Source organism: Bradyrhizobium sp. AZCC 1719 (assembly GCF_036924525.1).
Taxonomy (GTDB): Bacteria; Pseudomonadota; Alphaproteobacteria; order Rhizobiales; family Xanthobacteraceae; genus Bradyrhizobium.
The window spans coordinates 2,264,238-2,279,739 of record NZ_JAZHRU010000001.1 but is presented as its reverse complement, the minus strand read 5'-3'; the positions used below and the strand labels follow the sequence as shown (position 1 = coordinate 2,279,739).

Annotated in this window: 16 protein-coding genes and 1 tRNA gene; 10 read left to right on the top strand and 7 right to left on the bottom strand. The window is 64.4% G+C overall.

Annotated elements, in window-relative coordinates; all coding sequences use genetic code 11:
* Positions 1-32 precede the first annotated feature (32 nt).
* Positions 33-1,904, bottom strand: a complete 1,872-nt coding sequence (locus tag V1292_RS10790; RefSeq protein WP_334372402.1) for a DEAD/DEAH box helicase — start codon at positions 1,902-1,904, stop codon at positions 33-35.
* A 305-nt stretch (positions 1,905-2,209) separates the two neighbouring features.
* Here V1292_RS10790 and V1292_RS10785 point away from each other — a divergent pair, with 305 nt between their 5' ends.
* Entirely contained in the window at positions 2,210-2,926 is a 717-nt protein-coding gene (locus V1292_RS10785; protein WP_334372400.1) for a DNA-3-methyladenine glycosylase I, read from the top strand.
* A gap of 43 nt (positions 2,927-2,969) precedes the next feature.
* On the opposite strand, the gene V1292_RS10780 is transcribed toward V1292_RS10785, so the two are convergent.
* Entirely contained in the window at positions 2,970-4,202 is a 1,233-nt protein-coding gene (locus V1292_RS10780; RefSeq protein ID WP_334372398.1) for a rhodanese-like domain-containing protein, read from the bottom strand.
* A 59-nt stretch (positions 4,203-4,261) separates the two neighbouring features.
* On the opposite strand from V1292_RS10780, the gene V1292_RS10775 reads away from it, so the two are divergent.
* Positions 4,262-5,185, top strand: coding sequence for a LysR family transcriptional regulator (locus V1292_RS10775; protein ID WP_334372397.1), 924 nt, complete (start codon positions 4,262-4,264; stop codon positions 5,183-5,185).
* A gap of 7 nt (positions 5,186-5,192) precedes the next feature.
* On the opposite strand, the gene V1292_RS10770 is transcribed toward V1292_RS10775, so the two are convergent.
* Positions 5,193-5,792 carry a thiamine pyrophosphate-dependent enzyme gene (locus V1292_RS10770; RefSeq protein WP_334372396.1) on the bottom strand — a complete coding sequence of 200 codons (600 nt, stop codon included), beginning with the start codon at positions 5,790-5,792 and terminating at the stop codon, positions 5,193-5,195.
* Entirely contained in the window at positions 5,789-6,355 is a 567-nt protein-coding gene (locus tag V1292_RS10765) for a thiamine pyrophosphate-binding protein (protein ID WP_334372394.1), read from the bottom strand. Before V1292_RS10765 ends, V1292_RS10770 begins: the two co-directional genes overlap by 4 nt.
* A gap of 243 nt (positions 6,356-6,598) precedes the next feature.
* Here V1292_RS10765 and V1292_RS10760 point away from each other — a divergent pair, with 243 nt between their 5' ends.
* The 3 genes from V1292_RS10760 to V1292_RS10750 all read left to right on the top strand — a co-directional run bounded on the left by V1292_RS10760 (position 6,599) and on the right by V1292_RS10750 (position 8,371).
* Entirely contained in the window at positions 6,599-7,279 is a 681-nt protein-coding gene (locus V1292_RS10760; protein WP_334372393.1) for an RNA polymerase sigma factor, read from the top strand.
* 240 nt (positions 7,280-7,519) lie between these two features.
* Positions 7,520-8,041, top strand: coding sequence for a DUF4142 domain-containing protein (locus V1292_RS10755; RefSeq protein ID WP_213287101.1), 522 nt, complete (start codon positions 7,520-7,522; stop codon positions 8,039-8,041).
* 9 nt (positions 8,042-8,050) lie between these two features.
* The gene (locus V1292_RS10750; protein WP_334372390.1) at positions 8,051-8,371 is read left to right on the top strand and encodes a cupredoxin domain-containing protein; all 321 of its coding nucleotides are present in this window, start codon (positions 8,051-8,053) and stop codon (positions 8,369-8,371) included.
* A 16-nt stretch (positions 8,372-8,387) separates the two neighbouring features.
* Here V1292_RS10750 and V1292_RS10745 read toward each other — a convergent pair whose 3' ends face one another.
* Entirely contained in the window at positions 8,388-10,463 is a 2,076-nt protein-coding gene (locus V1292_RS10745; protein WP_334372388.1) for a methyl-accepting chemotaxis protein, read from the bottom strand.
* Positions 10,464-10,709: 246 nt separating this feature from the next.
* Positions 10,710-10,783: transfer RNA gene (locus V1292_RS10740), tRNA-Gly, on the bottom strand.
* Positions 10,784-10,979: 196 nt separating this feature from the next.
* On the opposite strand from V1292_RS10740, the gene V1292_RS10735 reads away from it, so the two are divergent.
* The 5 genes from V1292_RS10735 (at position 10,980) to V1292_RS10715 (ending at position 13,956) form a co-directional block, all read left to right on the top strand.
* On the top strand, positions 10,980-11,558 hold the full coding sequence (locus tag V1292_RS10735; protein ID WP_334376997.1) for a methylated-DNA--[protein]-cysteine S-methyltransferase: 579 nt from the start codon (positions 10,980-10,982) through the stop codon (positions 11,556-11,558).
* A gap of 9 nt (positions 11,559-11,567) precedes the next feature.
* Positions 11,568-12,407 carry a helix-turn-helix transcriptional regulator gene (locus tag V1292_RS10730; RefSeq protein WP_334372387.1) on the top strand — a complete coding sequence of 280 codons (840 nt, stop codon included), beginning with the start codon at positions 11,568-11,570 and terminating at the stop codon, positions 12,405-12,407.
* A gap of 54 nt (positions 12,408-12,461) precedes the next feature.
* Positions 12,462-12,821: a VOC family protein gene (locus V1292_RS10725; RefSeq protein ID WP_065731906.1), complete on the top strand. Its 360-nt coding sequence runs from the start codon at positions 12,462-12,464 to the stop codon at positions 12,819-12,821.
* Positions 12,822-12,953: 132 nt separating this feature from the next.
* A complete protein-coding gene (locus tag V1292_RS10720; RefSeq protein WP_334372385.1) occupies positions 12,954-13,355 on the top strand; it encodes an SRPBCC family protein in 402 nt (133 codons plus the stop codon).
* Between the two features lie 127 nt (positions 13,356-13,482).
* A complete protein-coding gene (locus V1292_RS10715; RefSeq protein ID WP_334372383.1) occupies positions 13,483-13,956 on the top strand; it encodes a hypothetical protein in 474 nt (157 codons plus the stop codon).
* Between the two features lie 96 nt (positions 13,957-14,052).
* On the opposite strand, the gene V1292_RS10710 is transcribed toward V1292_RS10715, so the two are convergent.
* Positions 14,053-15,492, bottom strand: a complete 1,440-nt coding sequence (locus V1292_RS10710; protein WP_334372381.1) for an MATE family efflux transporter — start codon at positions 15,490-15,492, stop codon at positions 14,053-14,055.
* Between the last annotated feature and the right edge of the window lie 10 nt (positions 15,493-15,502).

The following is a 15,502-nucleotide window of genomic DNA, read 5'->3' as shown; positions in this document are numbered from 1 at the left end:
CGGCGGGGCCGTTGAGGTCTCGGTCATGCCGGTCAGCCGCGAAACTTCTTCTTTTTCTTCTTAGCGAATGCAGGCGCCGCGGGCGCCTCGCGTTCATGCCGCGGTTTTCCGGCGTGAGCCGGCCTGTCCCGATGCGGTTTCTTCCTATCGTAATGCATTTCCTTGTCAAACCCTGCCCGGTCAGGGCTCTTTGCATTTTTGCCGTGCGGCTTCGGTGTCCGTTCCTGCTCACGAACCTCCTCGCGCGGCGGGGCATTCGTCATCGCCTCGATGCGAATGCTGTCTTCCTTGTCGGGACGGCGGATTCGCGCGGCGAAGCGGCCGGCGACACGCGCGGAAATCTCGAACTCGGTGACGGTGTCCAGAATACGGATGGTGCCGATATCTTCCTTCTTGATGCTGCCGCGGCGGCACAACATCGGCAGCAGCCAACGCGCTTCCGCGTTCTTCCGGCGTCCGATCGCGGCGCTGAACCACACGGTGTCCTCCGCCATGCGGTGGCGCGTCGAGGATTTCGTTGGTTTCACTCCCCTTCCAGCCTCGCGATCGGCCCGCTCGCGGGTGCGCTCGGCGCGAGATTTGACGCGCTCCTCGCCGGGATCGACGATGTCCTCGGGAGAGGGCAATCGCGCGCGATAGAGCCGTGCCAGCGCGGTAGCGATCTCTTGCGACGACCGTTCAGCAAGCAAGGTTTGCGCGAGTGCCTCATCCTCTGCAGTTATTTCGCCTGCGAACACATCATCGCGCAGCAGCCGCTCCTGATCGAGCTTGCGGATTTCATCCGGCTGCGGCGCCAAGCCCCAGGCCGCGTCGATGCCGGCGAGCTTGAGCAACATATCCGCGCGACGCCGCCGCGCCGGCGGCACCAGCAGTATACTGACGCCCTTGCGACCAGCTCGCCCGGTGCGGCCGGAGCGATGCTGCATGACTTCCGGATCGTTCGGCAGATCGGCGTGGATGACGAGGTCGAGGTTCGGCAAATCGATGCCGCGCGCGGCAACGTCGGTCGCAACGCAAACGCGGGCGCGGCCGTCGCGCAAGGCCTGCAGCGCCAGCGTTCGCTCGTTCTGGGTCAACTCGCCCGACAGCGCCACCACGGAGAAGCCGCGCTCCAGCAGTGTTGCCTGCAGATGCCGCACGGCCTCGCGCGTGTTGCAGAACACCAGGGTGCCCGGCGATTCGAAGTAGCGGAGGATGTTGACGACGGCGTGCTCGACATCGCCGGCGGCGATTCTGACCGCGCGATACTCGATATCGGCATGACCGCCTTCATCGCCGGCGACTTCGACGCGGAAGGCCTGCTGCTGATATTCCTTTGCGAGCGCGACGATGCCGGGCGGCAGGGTCGCCGAGAACAACAGCGTGCGGCGGTCGTCCGGCGTGGCCTGCAGGATGAATTCCATATCCTCACGGAAGCCGAGGTCGAGCATCTCGTCAGCCTCGTCGAGCACGATCGCCTTCAACTCGCTGACGTCAAGCCGGCCGCGCCGCAAGTGATCGCAGAGTCGCCCTGGCGTGCCGACCACGATATGGGCGCCCGCGGCCAGTTCGCGCTGCTCGCGGCGCGGATCCATGCCGCCGACGCAGGAAACAACGCGGGCGTTCGCATGTTGATAAAGCCAGCCGAGTTCGCGGTGTACCTGAAGCGCAAGCTCACGGGTCGGCGCGACAATCAATGCAAGGGGCGCGGCAGCCCGCTCGAATCGTTCGGCGCCATCCAGCAGGTTCGTTCCAATCGCCAGACCATAGGCGACCGTTTTGCCGGAACCGGTTTGCGCAGAAACCAGCAGGTCACGGCCATCAGCATCGTCGGCCAGCACCGCCGTCTGCACCGGCGTCAGCCGATCATAGTTGCGTTCCGCCAAAGCTCGGGCGAGCGGCGCATTTGCGGGCAGTAATGTCACGAGATGTCAGACCTTGGTTGGCGTTGTCGGCCGGGAATATGAAAAGGGCGCCTCGAACCGAAATGACTTAAAAAGCTGCGCATTGACGACGCGCAGCCGCACGGCCTGACGGATTTGAATGAGGTGGGGATGCTTTAGGCGAAATCCAGCCAGAACGCCATCCATTCTTTGCAGGTCAGCCGATCACTTCTGCGACGGTTAACCTTCCAGGCTGCCGGCTGGGATTTTCGGGATGATCCGCTAGACTGCGGCTTTCCGGGTATTTCAGCCGTGGTTTTCAACTTAAGCATATGGGGCCATGCACCGTGACCGCGTTCAAGACTATCCGCGCCCGCGCCGAGAAGCGCAAGGGCGGGCCGAAGGCACTCGCCAAGCTGCTGCCGGCCAGGCCAGACCCGAAGGCGCTCGCCAAGCTCAGCGACGACCGGATTCTCGCCGAGATGACCAAGCGGGTGTTCTGCGCGGGCTTTGCCTGGAGCGTGATCGAGAGCAAATGGCCGGGATTTGAGAAGGCGTTTCTCGGCTTCAAGCCCGGGCCACTGACGCTGCAGCCGGATGATTTCTGGGACGGCCTGATGAAGGACACCGGCATCGTGCGCAACGGCGCCAAGATCATGTCGGTGCGCGCCAATGCCGGTTTCGTCCGTGACGTTGCGAAGGAGCACGGCAGCTTCGGCAAGTTCCTTGCGAACTGGCCGTCGTCAGACCAGACCGGATTGCTGGAACTGCTGGCCAAGCGCGGTAGCCGGCTCGGCGGCAATACCGGGCAGATGATGCTGCGTTTCCTCGGCTGGGACGGATTCGTCACCTCCAGAGACGTGATCCTGTGCCTGCGCGATGCCGGGCTCGACATTGCGGAGACGGTCACCTCCAAGCGCGATCTCGCCAAGGTGCAGGCACAATTCAACGCCTGGGCGGAGGAGACCGGCCTTCCCTATGTGCAGCTTTCGCGAATTTGCGCGATGTCGATCGGCGAGAATTATTCGGCGGAGAAGCTGGCCAGTTTCGGCGCGGATGAGTGATCCGCCTTCGCTCTTTGAGCTACGGCGCGACAAGCGCTTCGAATTAAATGACGAAAAATCCGTGCGTGCCGTCGCGGCGGAGCTGCTCGACGAGGCCGTATTCCCAATCGAGATAAGCCTGCATGGCGCTTTCCTTGACATCGGTGCCCTCATAGGGCCGACGATAGCGGTGTGACGGGTCCGGCTTTGGGACGACCAGCGGCGGTCCGATTTCCAGCGTGGCGTCGTAGCCCCCTTCAAGCACGTAAGTTTCCCAGCCCATCTGCGCCAGCCAGGACGCCGTCATGTCGGCGCGCACGCTCATATTGTCCGTCAGCACGATCCGGGCGCCGCGCACCGGCGCCGCCATATCGATTTCCTGCACCAGTTGCCCGCCGGCGTAATGGCGGAAGCCCCTGATATGGCCAGCCGTGTATTCCTCCTCCGAGCGGACGTCGAAGCAGTAGAGCGTACGGTTGGCCTGCGCCTGCAGCGCCGCCATTTCCTCTGATCCGATATGCCGGACGCCGGCGCGATAGGCGACGTCGCGGGCATTGGCTCCGCCGCCTTTGATAGCACCGACCTCGCCGCGCCTGTCACTGCCATGTTCGAGATGTTGTTTGGCCAGCGTCCAGCCGATGGTGCCGTTGCGCAGCGCCCGCACCTTATTCGCGACGCCGGCATTGATCAGCGACTGGGTGCCGATGATCGAGCGGGTGCGGCCTGCGCAATTGACGATGATGGTGGTCTCGGGATCCGGTGCGGCGCGCCCGGCGCGCAATACCAGTTCCGCACCGGGCACGCTGATGGAACCCGGGATGTTCATGGTGGCGTATTCATCGAAGCGACGGACATCGAGGATTTGGATATTGGCGCCGCGCGCAATCAGGGCGCCGACTTCCTCGGCGGCGAGCGAAGGCGTGTGCCGCCGCGACTCGACCAGTTCGCCGAACGCCTTGGCATAGGAATTGACGTCCTCGAACACCTCATAGCCCGCCAACTTCCAGCCCTGCAGCCCGCCGTCGAGCTGGCGGACATTGGTGTAGCCCAACGCCTTCAGGTGGTCCGCCGCTGCGCTGACGAGGCCTTCACCGGCGTCATAGATCACGATCGGCACGTCCTTTCGCGGCAGCCGCGTCGCCGCTTCGAGCGCGATCCGGTCGGCTGCCATGTTGGCGGCAAACAGAGGATGGCCGGTGGCGAACACGGCCTCGTGCCTGACATCGAGCAGCGCGATTTCCTCGCGCAGCAGCAGCGCGGCGCGAACTTGCGAGGGGGTAATCGAGGGTACGGTCATGGACGGAGATTCCGAAAACGGCCTATGATCGGTTGCACAATAGGCACTCTGGGCACCCGATGGATCTCAAACAATTGCGGACGTTCCGGGCCGTAGCCGAACTTGGAAGCCTGAGCAAGGCCGCGGACCGGCTGCGTGCCGCGCAGCCGGCGCTGAGCCGCCACATCAAGCTGCTCGAGCACGAGCTTCGCGTCGAGCTGTTCGTCCGCAACGGGCGCGGCATGCTCTTGACCAGCGCGGGCCGGATGCTGCTCGACCGCACCACCGGCCTGATCCGCCAGATCGAGCAGGTCAGCGACGACCTCAAATCGGCGAACGGCAATCCGTCGGGCCGGGTCATTCTCGGGCTGGTGCCGACGGTCAGCGCCGTCCTGTCCGGACGGTTTGCCCGCCGCGTCCTCAACGAGTTTCCCGATGTCTCGCTACGCATCGTGGAGAGCTATGGCGGGCACCTGGTCGAATGGCTGCATCGCGGCGAGATGGACCTCGCGATCATCTACGGTCCGGCGGTCGATCTCCATCTTCAGGTCCAGTCGATCGGCCGCGAGGATATCGTCGCCGTCGGGCCGCCGGGATCGGGGCTGAACAAGCGCAAGCATGTCGACCTCAAATGGCTGGTGAAGCAGAAGCTGATCCTGCCGAGCATCTCGCACGGTCTGCGGGCGCTCCTGGAGAAGGCGCTGGCGCGCGAAAAGCTGAAGATAGAGGCCATGATCGAGGTCGATTCCTACCGCGCCCAGATCAGCCTGATGGAGGAAGGGCTTGGCTACACGCTGCTGCCGCCCTCGGCGATCCGCACCGAGGTGGCGGCGAAACGGCTGGAGATGGCTGCCGTCAGTCCCGCCGTGTCGCGCGAACTGATTCTGGCCTCGCCGATCGCCCACCCGCCGTCGATCGCAACGACCACGATCGCCACCCTGATCGTATCGGAGATTCAACAGCTCTCCCGGGAAGGACGCTGGAAGATCAGCATGACGGCGTAACCGCGCCTCAATTAAAAAGCGCCTCGTCTCCCAATACCGATTGCCGGAAGCGCGTCGTCAGGATGACGCCGTCGGCAGGCGGCATCACGAACACCAGCGCCTCGGGATTGATCTTGATCTGCGCGAAAACCGTTCCTCGCCCTTCATGTGCGAGGTCGCGCAGTTCGGTGACTTCCGCCATCGTGCGAACAATGCGCGAGGTGCGGATGCCGCAAGCGGTTGCGATGGCGGCGAGGTCGACTCCCGACGCGGTGGGGGTTTTCTGCATGCCGGTCTCGCCGAAGCGCTCGTTGTCGAGGACGGCGATCGTGAGATTCTTCGGCGCCTCCACCGCGATCGTGGCAAGCGAGCCGATATTCATCAGCATCTCGCCGTCGCCGGTGACGACGAGCACCTTGCGCTTCGGCTGCGCCAGCGCCAGCCCAAGCCCGATCATCGAGGCGCCGCCCATCGCGCCCCACAGCGGAAAATTGTTCGGATGGTCGCCGGCTGCGGAGACGTCCCAGTTCGGCGCGCCGAGGCCGGCGATGACGAGAAGATCGGCGCGGTCGCGCAACAATTCGTTGACGACATCGCGGCGATGCAGAAGCGCGTTCGGATTGCTCATTTGCGGGCAAGCTCCTTGAAATTCTTGGCGCCAAGCACGCGCTGGCCGATCAGGACCGCCACCGGCTTCCAGGTGTTGAAGGCGAGGTTCGCCGCGCCCTGCACGGCGGAGGCGACGAGATCAGGCTCGTCGACCTTGTTCACGATCACGCCCATGGCCTCCAGCGAGGGCCGCGTGCCCTGCCCCATCGGGATCTGCCAGGGATTGAACTCGCCCCAATCGCCGCGCATGGTGACGATCATCAATAGCGGCATGTGGCAAATGACCGGCAGCGACAGCATGTTGATGCAATTGCCGACGCCGCTCGACTGCAACAGCAGCACGCCGCGCTCGCCGCCGAGCCACGCACCCGCCAGCATCGCCACGCCCTCTTCCTCCGTCGTCAGCGTGACGACGCGAGTCTCGGGATCGGCCTCGAAGGAGCGGATCAGGCGGCTGTGGCCGGCGTCCGGAACCATCGCGACCTGGCGAATGCCGGCGTCCTTGAGCACGCGGTAGATCTCGTCCGGCCACGTCGGCAGCGCCGGTGCGGCCTCGGCGCGTGATTTTGCTGCTTCCGCCATCGGGCTCAATTTCCTCCGCGATTCCAGGGTTGGTTGACGTGCAGAATAGATCGCGGCGAGGGTTCGAGGAATTTGAATGTGGACATGGCTTCTATCGCAAAATTGAAAGGCTCGGTGGAGCCAATGCGTCATGCCGAATGGCTGGCACGCTGACGTTTGGCCCGCCTATGCAGCCTAAATTATTTCGGGAACCTGCTGGCTCCTGCAGCATCCAATCCCAATACCCTGTTATTGGTAGATATCATGCACCAGGCCCACATACCGGACATCGCGCCTCTCGATACCGGCGACGCCGAGTTGGTGCGCCGCGCGCGGGCCCGCGACGAGACGGCGGTGCGCGCGATCATGCAGGCGAATAATCGCAGGCTCTATCGCCTTGCCCGCGGCATTCTGCGCAACGATGGCGAGGCCGAGGACGTCGTGCAGGAGGCCTATGTCCGTGCCTTCACCCATCTGGAAAACTTTCGCGGTGATTCCAGCCTGTCGACGTGGTTGTCGCGGATCGCCATGAATGAGGCGCTCGGCCGGCTGCGCCGCCAGCGGCCCGCCGTCGAACTGGACTCATTGCCGCAGGGCGCGCTGGAGGCCCAGATCATCCAGTTTCCTCTTGCCGCCGACGATCCGGAAAAATCCATGGCCCAGCGTGAAATTCAGCATGTCGTCGAACACGCCATCGATGAATTGCCGGAAGCGTTTCGTCTCGTCTTCATCACCCGCGTGATCGAGGGGATGAATGTGGAAGAGACCGCAGAAATTCTTGGGCTGAAGCCGGAGACCGTAAAAACCCGACTGCACCGCGCCCGCACCATGCTGCGCGATATCGTCGAGAACAAGATCGGCCCCGTGGTGATGGAGGCGTTCCCCTTTGCCGGCCGGCGCTGCGAGCGCCTGACGGACGCCGTGCTGAAGCGGCTGGGGTACTGAGACGCGTTTGACAGCGGGGGGCTCAATCCTTCGAGACGCGCGCAAGAGCGCGCTCCTCAGGATGAGGTCTAACTCCTCATGGTGAGGAGCGCGGCAAAGCTGCGCGTCTCGAACCATGCAGGCCCGACTGCTGCGACAAGGCCCGATTTTGCCGGAACCTCCAGTCGCCTTCTCCATCCAACCCCGGTGCAACCAACATGCGCCGGCCGTTCGCGCCGGGCGCCACAGGAGTATCAAACCATGTTTATACGATTGAGCGCGGCGATCGCCGCATTGAGCCTTCTTGGCAGCGCCGCGCTGGCGCAAGGCGCAAAGCCCACCGATCCCCAGATCGCGCATATCGCCTACACGGCGGGCGTCATCGACATCAACGCCGCCAAGCAGGCGATCTCAAAAGCCAGCAACAAGGACGTCAAGGCATTCGCGCAAGACATGGTGCGCGACCATGAGGCCGTGAACAAGCAGGCGCTCGACCTGGTCAAGAAGCTGAAGGTGACGCCGGAAGACAACGACACCAGCAAGACGCTGTCGAAGCAGGCCACCGAGAAACTCGCCGAGCTCGACAAGCTGAAAGGCGCGGAATACGACAAGGCCTATCTCGCCAACGAGGTCGCCTACCACAAGACCGTCAACAGCGCGCTGGAGACGCAGTTGATTCCGTCAGCCAGCAATGCCGAGCTGAAGAGCCTGCTGCAAACCGGCCTAAAGATTTTTCAAGGCCACCAGCAGCACGCCGAACAAGTCGCCGCCAAGCTGAAGTAGGAGGCCGCCATGCGTCCGGGACGATATCTGCCCCTCGTCGCTGCCCTGCTGCTTGACGCGGCGGCCGTCCCGGCGCATGCGGCGACGATTCAGATCACGATCGACAATCTGGTGTTCGCGCCAGCCGAGGTATCCGCCAAGGTCGGCGACACCATCGAATGGATCAACAAGGACGTGTTCGCGCACACCGCGACCGCGCGCAACGGCGATTTTGACGTGGCTACGCCGCCGAAGAAAACGGTGACGTCGGTGCTGAAGAAGGCCGGCAGCATCGAATATTACTGCCGCTATCATCCGAACATGAGAGCGGTGTTGATAATTGCGCCGTAGCCGCTGGCGAGGCGGCTCAGGCGGCGCGCACCGAGCTGAGGAATTTGCCGACCTCGCGCTTCAGCCGGTCGCTTTCGCCGGACAGCGATCTTGCCGCTGATAGCACCTGGGCGGAGGCGGAGCCTGTCTCGCTGGCACCGCGCTGCACGTCCGTGATGTTGGCGGAGACCTGCTGCGTGCCGTTCGCGGCCTGCTGCACGTTGCGGGATATTTCCTGGGTCGCCGCGCCCTGCTCCTCGACGGCGGCGGCGATGGTGGCGGCAATCTCCGACATCCGTCCGATGGTATCGCCGATCTCCTTGATGGCGCCGACCGATTCCTGCGTCGCCGCCTGGATGCCCGATATCTGCTGGCTGATCTCGCCGGTCGCTTTCGCGGTCTGCTCGGCCAACGCCTTCACCTCGGAGGCGACCACCGCAAAGCCGCGCCCCGCCTCGCCGGCGCGCGCCGCTTCGATGGTGGCATTCAGCGCCAGCAGATTGGTCTGGCCCGCGATGGTGTTGATCAGCTCCACCACGTCGCCGATGCGGGCGGCAGCCTTGGCGAGTTCGGCAACACGGTCATTGGTCTTCTGCGCCTGCTCCACCGCCTCGCTGGCGATGCGCGCCGAGCCCTGGACCTGACGGCTGATTTCGTTGACCGACGATGCCATCTCTTCGGTGGCGGATGCCACCGATTGCACGTTGGTGGAAGCTTCTTCGGATGCCGCCGCAACCACGGTGGTCAGCTCTTCGGAACGCTCCGCAGTTGCCGTCAGCGTGCCGGCGGAGGCTTCCAGCTCGGTCGACGCCTGCGACACGATCTCGATGATCTCGCCGATCATCGCCTCGAAATCGCTGGTGATCCGGTCGACGCGCTGGCCGCGCTGGATTTTTACATCGGCTTCCACCGCGGCCGCCTCGTCGGCGGCCTGTTTGGCGACAAGGGCGTCCTTGAAAACCTGAAGCGAGCCCGCCATGGCGCCGATTTCGTCGGCACGCGCGATGGTCGGGATCGTGACGTCATGCCGGCCGGCGGCGAGTTCGCCGACCACGCCGGTCAAGTTTGCCAGCGGCGCGATCACGCGCCGCCGCAGCATCACGGTGACGCCGGCAAGCACGGCGAGCAACGCCACGACGGCGATACCCGCAAGCGCCAGCATCGCGAGCGCGCCATCACGCGCGGCCCCTGCACGCTCCGCGGCTTCCGCGAGCGCCGCATCGCGCACCGCGAAGAAGGCCTGCACCGCAGGCACGATCGTTCTGGCAAGCTGATCCGAATTGATACCGTAGTTGCCGTCGGCGCGCCCAGCCGCCATCTCCTTTTCAAGCCAGGGCGCGGCCTTGGCGAAATAGCCCTCGATGGCATCGTTCATCGCTTTCGCAAGCCGCGGCGGACTGCCGATCTGATCGACGCCGGCCTCGATCCGCTCGCGGTCGAGATCGACGCGGCCCTGGGCGCGGTCGGTGATGGAAATTTCAGCCGCCGTGAGCGGGCGACGCGTGCTGATCGCAAGCGACATGGTGGCGGCGCGGCCGCCGGCGGAGATCCGCAGATCCTGCGCGGTGCGGGCGACATTCAACAGCGCCGTCAGCGACGCATCCGCCATCGCCACCTGGTTTTCCAGCCGGTTCAACAGCGGCTCGAGGATTCCGACGACGGCGGCAATGCCCGGCAGAAAGCCCTTGACCGCCGCCGGGTCGCGCCCGCTCATCGGCAGGCTCAGCGCGCGATCGCTCGCCGCGCGAACTTCGGCAAGCTTGGCCGCCGCCAGGTTCAGGCTCTGGACAATCGCTGCGCCATCGTTGAGCGCGCCAACCACCGTTCGCGCCCTGGCGAACGCTGCATCGGCCGCCTGCACCGCTTTCGCGACGGTCTCCATCTGCTCAGGTGTCGCGGCCGTTTCCTTGAACAGCGGGCCGACATAGGGCGCCCGATAGCCGGCGACCTGCTGGCCAACCGCCAGCACCGCGCCATAGGCCTCCACGGTCTTGATCGCCTCGCTCTTGCTGGCAAAGGTGCGGTATTGCGGGACAAGGACCCCGGCGCCAAGGACGACCGCCAGGACCGTCACCGAAAGCATCGATAGTGCAAATAGCCGACCGATCCGCATTTTTTGTTTCCGCTCTGCCAGGGAGAAGCGGGCAACGTAGGCAGAACGAACTAAGGCCGGCTTAAATCGAGGCCGGTAGTACTACGGGGTTAGCGTCTCAAATGTCGTGGTACGGCTATCCCGATGACGATCAGGACTCTGCTTTATTGACGACGGCTTCAGGACCACCGCAAGATCATCGCGAGCCGCACGTGTGCTGTTCATAACGACAGCCTAGCGCAATCCGTAGCCGACAGGGCGGGGAATTGGAGCGGGCGAAGGGAATCGAACCCTCGTATGCAGCTTGGGAAGCTGCCGTTCTACCATTGAACTACGCCCGCGGGGCGCTCTTTCGTATCGAGCATGATCTTGTCGGAAAACCGGCGACCACTTTTCCGGATCATGCTGCCATGATTAGCCGACCGCGCGCCATTCGCCAAGCTGTTCCATTGGCCGTCTTGCTCGCGGTCGACTTCGCCTAAATTCCATGCGATTCGTCCGGCCGGTGGTATGATTCGCGTCTGGGGCTGGTGGCGTATGACGGGGCGTGGCTACAGCATTTTTGATACGGCGATCGGCCGCTGCGGGGTCGCATGGAGCCCGGCGGGCATTATCGGCGTGCAGCTCCCGGAAGTACGCGAGATCGACACGCGGCGGCGGCTTTATCAGCTCTATCCTGATGCCCGCGAGCTTCGCCCGCCGGCAAATGTACAGGTCGCCATCGAAGGCATCATCGCGCTGTCGCGCGGGGCGGCGCGCGATCTGTCCGACGTTGCGCTCGATATGACCGGCATTCCCGCCTTCAACCAGCGCGTCTATGCCTATACGCGCGCGATCCCGCGCGGCGAGACGCGGACCTATGCGGAAGTGGCCGCCAGCCTTCGCGCTTCAGGCGCGGTCCATTCGGTGGCGCGGGCGATCGGCCGCAACCCCTTCATGATCATCGTGCCCTGTCATCGCGTGCTTGAAGCCGGCAATTATGCCGACAAGATCTCAGCCTTTGGCGGGGCGATCTCCAAGCGGCGGCTGCTCTCGATCGAGGGCGCCAGCCAGACCTCCGGCAAGACATTGTTCGACGTGCTGCTGCCGGTTGCACCGCCGCGCCCGCATCCTTAAGTAGGCGGGATGATCGCGACCACGCTTCTTGAACGCAAATCCATATCCGTCTTCGACTTTCGCTGCACCGCGGGACCGGGCGACAAGCCGTTCGCGGAGCAGCATGGCGGTCATTCGATTTCCTATGTGCGCAAAGGCAGTTTCGGCCTGCGCAGCCGCGGCAAGTGCAGCGAACTGGTGGTGGGATCGGTGCTGATCGGCCATCCCGGCGACGAATATACCTGTACCCACGAGCACGTCTGCGGTGACGAGTGCCTGTCGTTCTTCTTTGCCCCCGAGCTGGTGGAAACCATCGGCGACAACCGGTCGCCATGGCAGATCGGCTCCGCGCCGCCGCTACCGGAGCTCGTCGTGCTTGGCGAACTGGCACAGTCGGCAGCAGATGGCAGCAGCGACATCGGCCTCGACGAGATCGGTCAGGTGCTGGCGAGCCGCTTTGTCGAGGTAGTTTCCGGCAAGTCCCGCAAATCCGGCCCTGATGCGGCGCGCGACCGCCGCCGCGCGGTGGAAACCGCGCTGTGGATCGATGCCAATTCGCACCGTCAGATCAATCTGGAGGACGCCGCGGCCGAGGCCGGGATCAGCCCGTTCCATTTCCTGCGGCTATTCTCGCAAGCGCTCGGCGTCACGCCGCACCAATATCTGGTGCGCTCGCGACTGCGCCATGCCGCGCGGCGCTTGGCCTACGACGACAGCCCGATCACCGACATCGCCTATGACGTCGGTTTTGCCGACCTCTCCAATTTCGTGCGCACCTTCCATCGCGCCGCCGGCGCCTCGCCGCTGAAATTCCGCCAGGCCTCGCGGGGCATGCGCAAGATTTTCCAAGAACGGCTGGCCCTCCACTGATTAGGCTTTCTCCAGGCCGCGCGAGCTCGCGGCACTTTCTTGCTGGAGAATGTCATGTACGACCACATCGGATTACGCGTCGGCGATCTCGACGCCAGCGTGCGCTTCTATACGGCAGCGCTCGCGCCCCTCGGCTTCGTGCTGTGCTCGCGGGATGATTCCGGCGCAGGCTTCGGCCCGAAGGGCGCGCCCGCGCTCTGGCTGCATCTGCACAAGGGATCTTCAGGCTCCGCCGCGCATGTCGCGTTCCGCGCCAAGGATCATGCGGCGATCCAGAAATTCCACGCCGAGGGCCTGAAGGCCGGCGGCCGCGACAATGGCGGCGCCGGACTGCGCGCGGATTACAGCCCAACCTATTACGCTGCGTTTTTAATCGACCCCGACGGCAACAATGTCGAGGCGGTTTGTACGTAGCGCGCCATCGGCAGTGCGTAGGGTGGGCAAAGCGAAGCGTGCCCACCACCGCATGCACGAGCCTTCGAGAGATGGTGGGCACGGCGCAAGCGCCTTTGCCCACCCTACGACACCCCAACAACGGATTTGAACATGGCCTCCATCCACAAAGACATCGCCCTCGACGCTTCCCCCATCGACGTCTGGGACGCATTGCGCGATTTCGGCGCGCTGCATACCCGGCTGGTGCCGGGGTTCGTCACCGACACCAAGCTCGACGGCGATGCGCGCATCGTCACCTTCGCCAACGGCACCGTCGCGCGCGAGACGCTGGTCGATTGCGACGACGAGCGAATGCGGCTGGTCTATGCGATCAACAGCGAGCGTGTGAAGCATTATAGCGCGTCCGCCCAGGTGTTCGCTGATGGCGACGCGCGCAGCCGATTGGTCTGGATCGTCGACGTATTGCCGAACGAGATCGCGCCCTACGTCTCCTCACAGATGGACCAAGGCGTGCTTGCCATGCAGAAGGCGTTCGGACGAAGCGCGGCATGATGCATTACCGGCACTAGCTAGCTGGCGTGATCCTTCTCACAGATTGGCTCCCTGCCCACTCCTAGCCTCGGCGCGTGCGTCCGAATGGCGCCGCGCCCGCGGCCGCCGGCGCATGAGGAGCAGAACCATGACGGGAGCTGACAAAGTGGTGTGCCAGGCGGCCACGCTGCTGTTGCTGTTCGCCCTGACGTCGACGCCGGCAAAGGCGCAATTTGCCGGCTTCGGCGGCGGCGGTGACGGCGCAGACATGATGACGCAGATGGCGCCGATGCTGGAAATGATGAAGGCGAAGATGGGCAAGCGCCGCTTTGCCATGATGATGCAGACCATGGGCCCGATGATGAGCCGCATGATGGAAGGCGGCGGTGGGCTCGGCGGCATGATGGGCGGTGGTATCCCCGGCGGCTTTGGCGGCGGCTACGTGCCCGAGGGTTACGGCGTGAACGCTGGCGGCATGAATCTGGGCGGCGCGGGCGGCGGCGATTTGATGGGCATGCTCGGTGGCGCTGGCGGCGGCGAACTGATGAGCATGGTCCCGCAACTGATGCGCATGGCCAATGTCGGCGGCGGCCGATCGGGCCGGCGTCACCGGCGGCGGTAGTCGTCACCGTCATTGCGAGGAGCGCAAGCGACGAAACAATCCATATCTCCGCTAGCGGAAAGATGGATTGCTTCGCTTCGCTCGCAATGACGATCGTTACGACAGCGCCGGACTAACCGCGGGCACCCGCTGCTTCGGCCCCCAGCGCGTCAGCACCACGCTGGCGCATGAGAGCACGCCGAGCAGCACCATGGAGGCTGCCGCCAGCATGAAGAAGTTCTGCGCGGTGGCGTCGTGCGTCAACAGCCACCAGCCACCGGCGCCGATGAACAACAGCCGCGCGGTCTGCGCCATGACGGGGCCAATCACCTTGGCCGCGCCCTGCGACGAAAAATACATCGCCGTGGCTAACCCAAGGAAGGCGTACATCGGCGCCGCCGTCGAAAGATATTGACGGCTCGCGGCACGCACGGCCGCATCTGATGTGAAGAGGTTGACCCAGATGTCGGGGAAGATTGCGATGAAGGTCGCGAATGTGCCGACGGAAGCGAATGCGACGAGCCCCGCCGTCCAGGCAATCTTGCGGGCCCGCGCGATGCGCTGCGCGCCGACGGCCATGCCGACCATCGGAACCGAGGCGATGCCGACCGCAAATGAGATCGAGGTCAGCATGAACTCGAGCCGCGCGCCGATGCCGTAGCCGGCGAGGACTTCGGTGCCAAAACTCGCCAGCATGTGGGTGAAGATACTGATCGTCAGCACCGACTGAAGCGGCGAGAAGCAGGCGATGGCCCCGACCTTCAGGATGTCGATGAACATCGACCACTGAATACGAAGGCCCCTGACCTTGGGAACGACGCGCGCGCGGCCGGAAAACAGATACCAGGACATCACGGCGATGCTGATCAGGTAAGCGATCAGCGAACCGGCCGCGACGCCGCTCATGCCGAATTGCGGGATCGGGCCCAGTCCCAAGCCCAGCGTGCCGCCGAGAATGATCTGGCAAATCGCCGACGACAGCATCAGCAGCGACGGCAGTTTCATGTTGCCGGTGCCGCGCAGAATGCCCGACATCGTGTTCATCAGCCACGGCACCACGGCGCCGCCGAAGAAAATCTGCGTGTAAGCGATCGCCTGGGTCAGCACGTTGCCGCGGCCGCCGAGCAGTTCGAGCAGTTTGGGGCCGAAGATCAGCATGCCCAGCATGAAGGCCAACCCGAAACAGAGGCCGATCAGCAGCGCGTGCGCGGCAAGGGTGGAGGCGCGGTCGAGGTCACCGGCGCCGAGCGCACGCGCGATCGCGGATGCCACGCCACCACCCATGGCGCCACCCGACATCGTCATGGTCAGGATCACGGTAGGAAACACCAGCGCCATCGCGGCGAGCGACTCCACGCCGAGCCGTCCGATATAGGAGGTCTCGGCGATGACGACGCAGGTGCCCGCGGTGAGCGCGATCACGTTCGGCCAGGCCAGCCACAACAGCGTGCGCAGGATCGGGCCGTCGAGCAGCGTGTTTTTCGCCGGCGCCGCCCGTGGCGGAAGCGGATGCTCGTCATCGTCTACGGCAATTTCGGCAACGCCGAGATCGGACATTTCTGCTCCC

Excerpts from the sequence above, each read along its gene's own strand:
- V1292_RS10780 (WP_334372398.1), bottom strand. The coding sequence starts at position 4,202 with ATGACCGTACCCTCGATTACCCCCTCGCAAGTTCGCGCCGCGCTGCTG.
- V1292_RS10775 (WP_334372397.1), top strand. The coding sequence starts at position 4,262 with ATGGATCTCAAACAATTGCGGACGTTCCGGGCCGTAGCCGAACTTGGA.
- V1292_RS10770 (WP_334372396.1), bottom strand. The coding sequence starts at position 5,792 with ATGAGCAATCCGAACGCGCTTCTGCATCGCCGCGATGTCGTCAACGAA.
- V1292_RS10765 (WP_334372394.1), bottom strand. The coding sequence starts at position 6,355 with ATGGCGGAAGCAGCAAAATCACGCGCCGAGGCCGCACCGGCGCTGCCG.
- V1292_RS10760 (WP_334372393.1), top strand. The coding sequence starts at position 6,599 with ATGCACCAGGCCCACATACCGGACATCGCGCCTCTCGATACCGGCGAC.
- V1292_RS10755 (WP_213287101.1), top strand. The coding sequence starts at position 7,520 with ATGTTTATACGATTGAGCGCGGCGATCGCCGCATTGAGCCTTCTTGGC.
- V1292_RS10750 (WP_334372390.1), top strand. The coding sequence starts at position 8,051 with ATGCGTCCGGGACGATATCTGCCCCTCGTCGCTGCCCTGCTGCTTGAC.
- V1292_RS10745 (WP_334372388.1), bottom strand. The coding sequence starts at position 10,463 with ATGCGGATCGGTCGGCTATTTGCACTATCGATGCTTTCGGTGACGGTC.
- V1292_RS10735 (WP_334376997.1), top strand. The coding sequence starts at position 10,980 with ATGACGGGGCGTGGCTACAGCATTTTTGATACGGCGATCGGCCGCTGC.
- V1292_RS10730 (WP_334372387.1), top strand. The coding sequence starts at position 11,568 with ATGATCGCGACCACGCTTCTTGAACGCAAATCCATATCCGTCTTCGAC.
- V1292_RS10725 (WP_065731906.1), top strand. The coding sequence starts at position 12,462 with ATGTACGACCACATCGGATTACGCGTCGGCGATCTCGACGCCAGCGTG.
- V1292_RS10720 (WP_334372385.1), top strand. The coding sequence starts at position 12,954 with ATGGCCTCCATCCACAAAGACATCGCCCTCGACGCTTCCCCCATCGAC.
- V1292_RS10715 (WP_334372383.1), top strand. The coding sequence starts at position 13,483 with ATGACGGGAGCTGACAAAGTGGTGTGCCAGGCGGCCACGCTGCTGTTG.
- V1292_RS10710 (WP_334372381.1), bottom strand. The coding sequence starts at position 15,492 with ATGTCCGATCTCGGCGTTGCCGAAATTGCCGTAGACGATGACGAGCAT.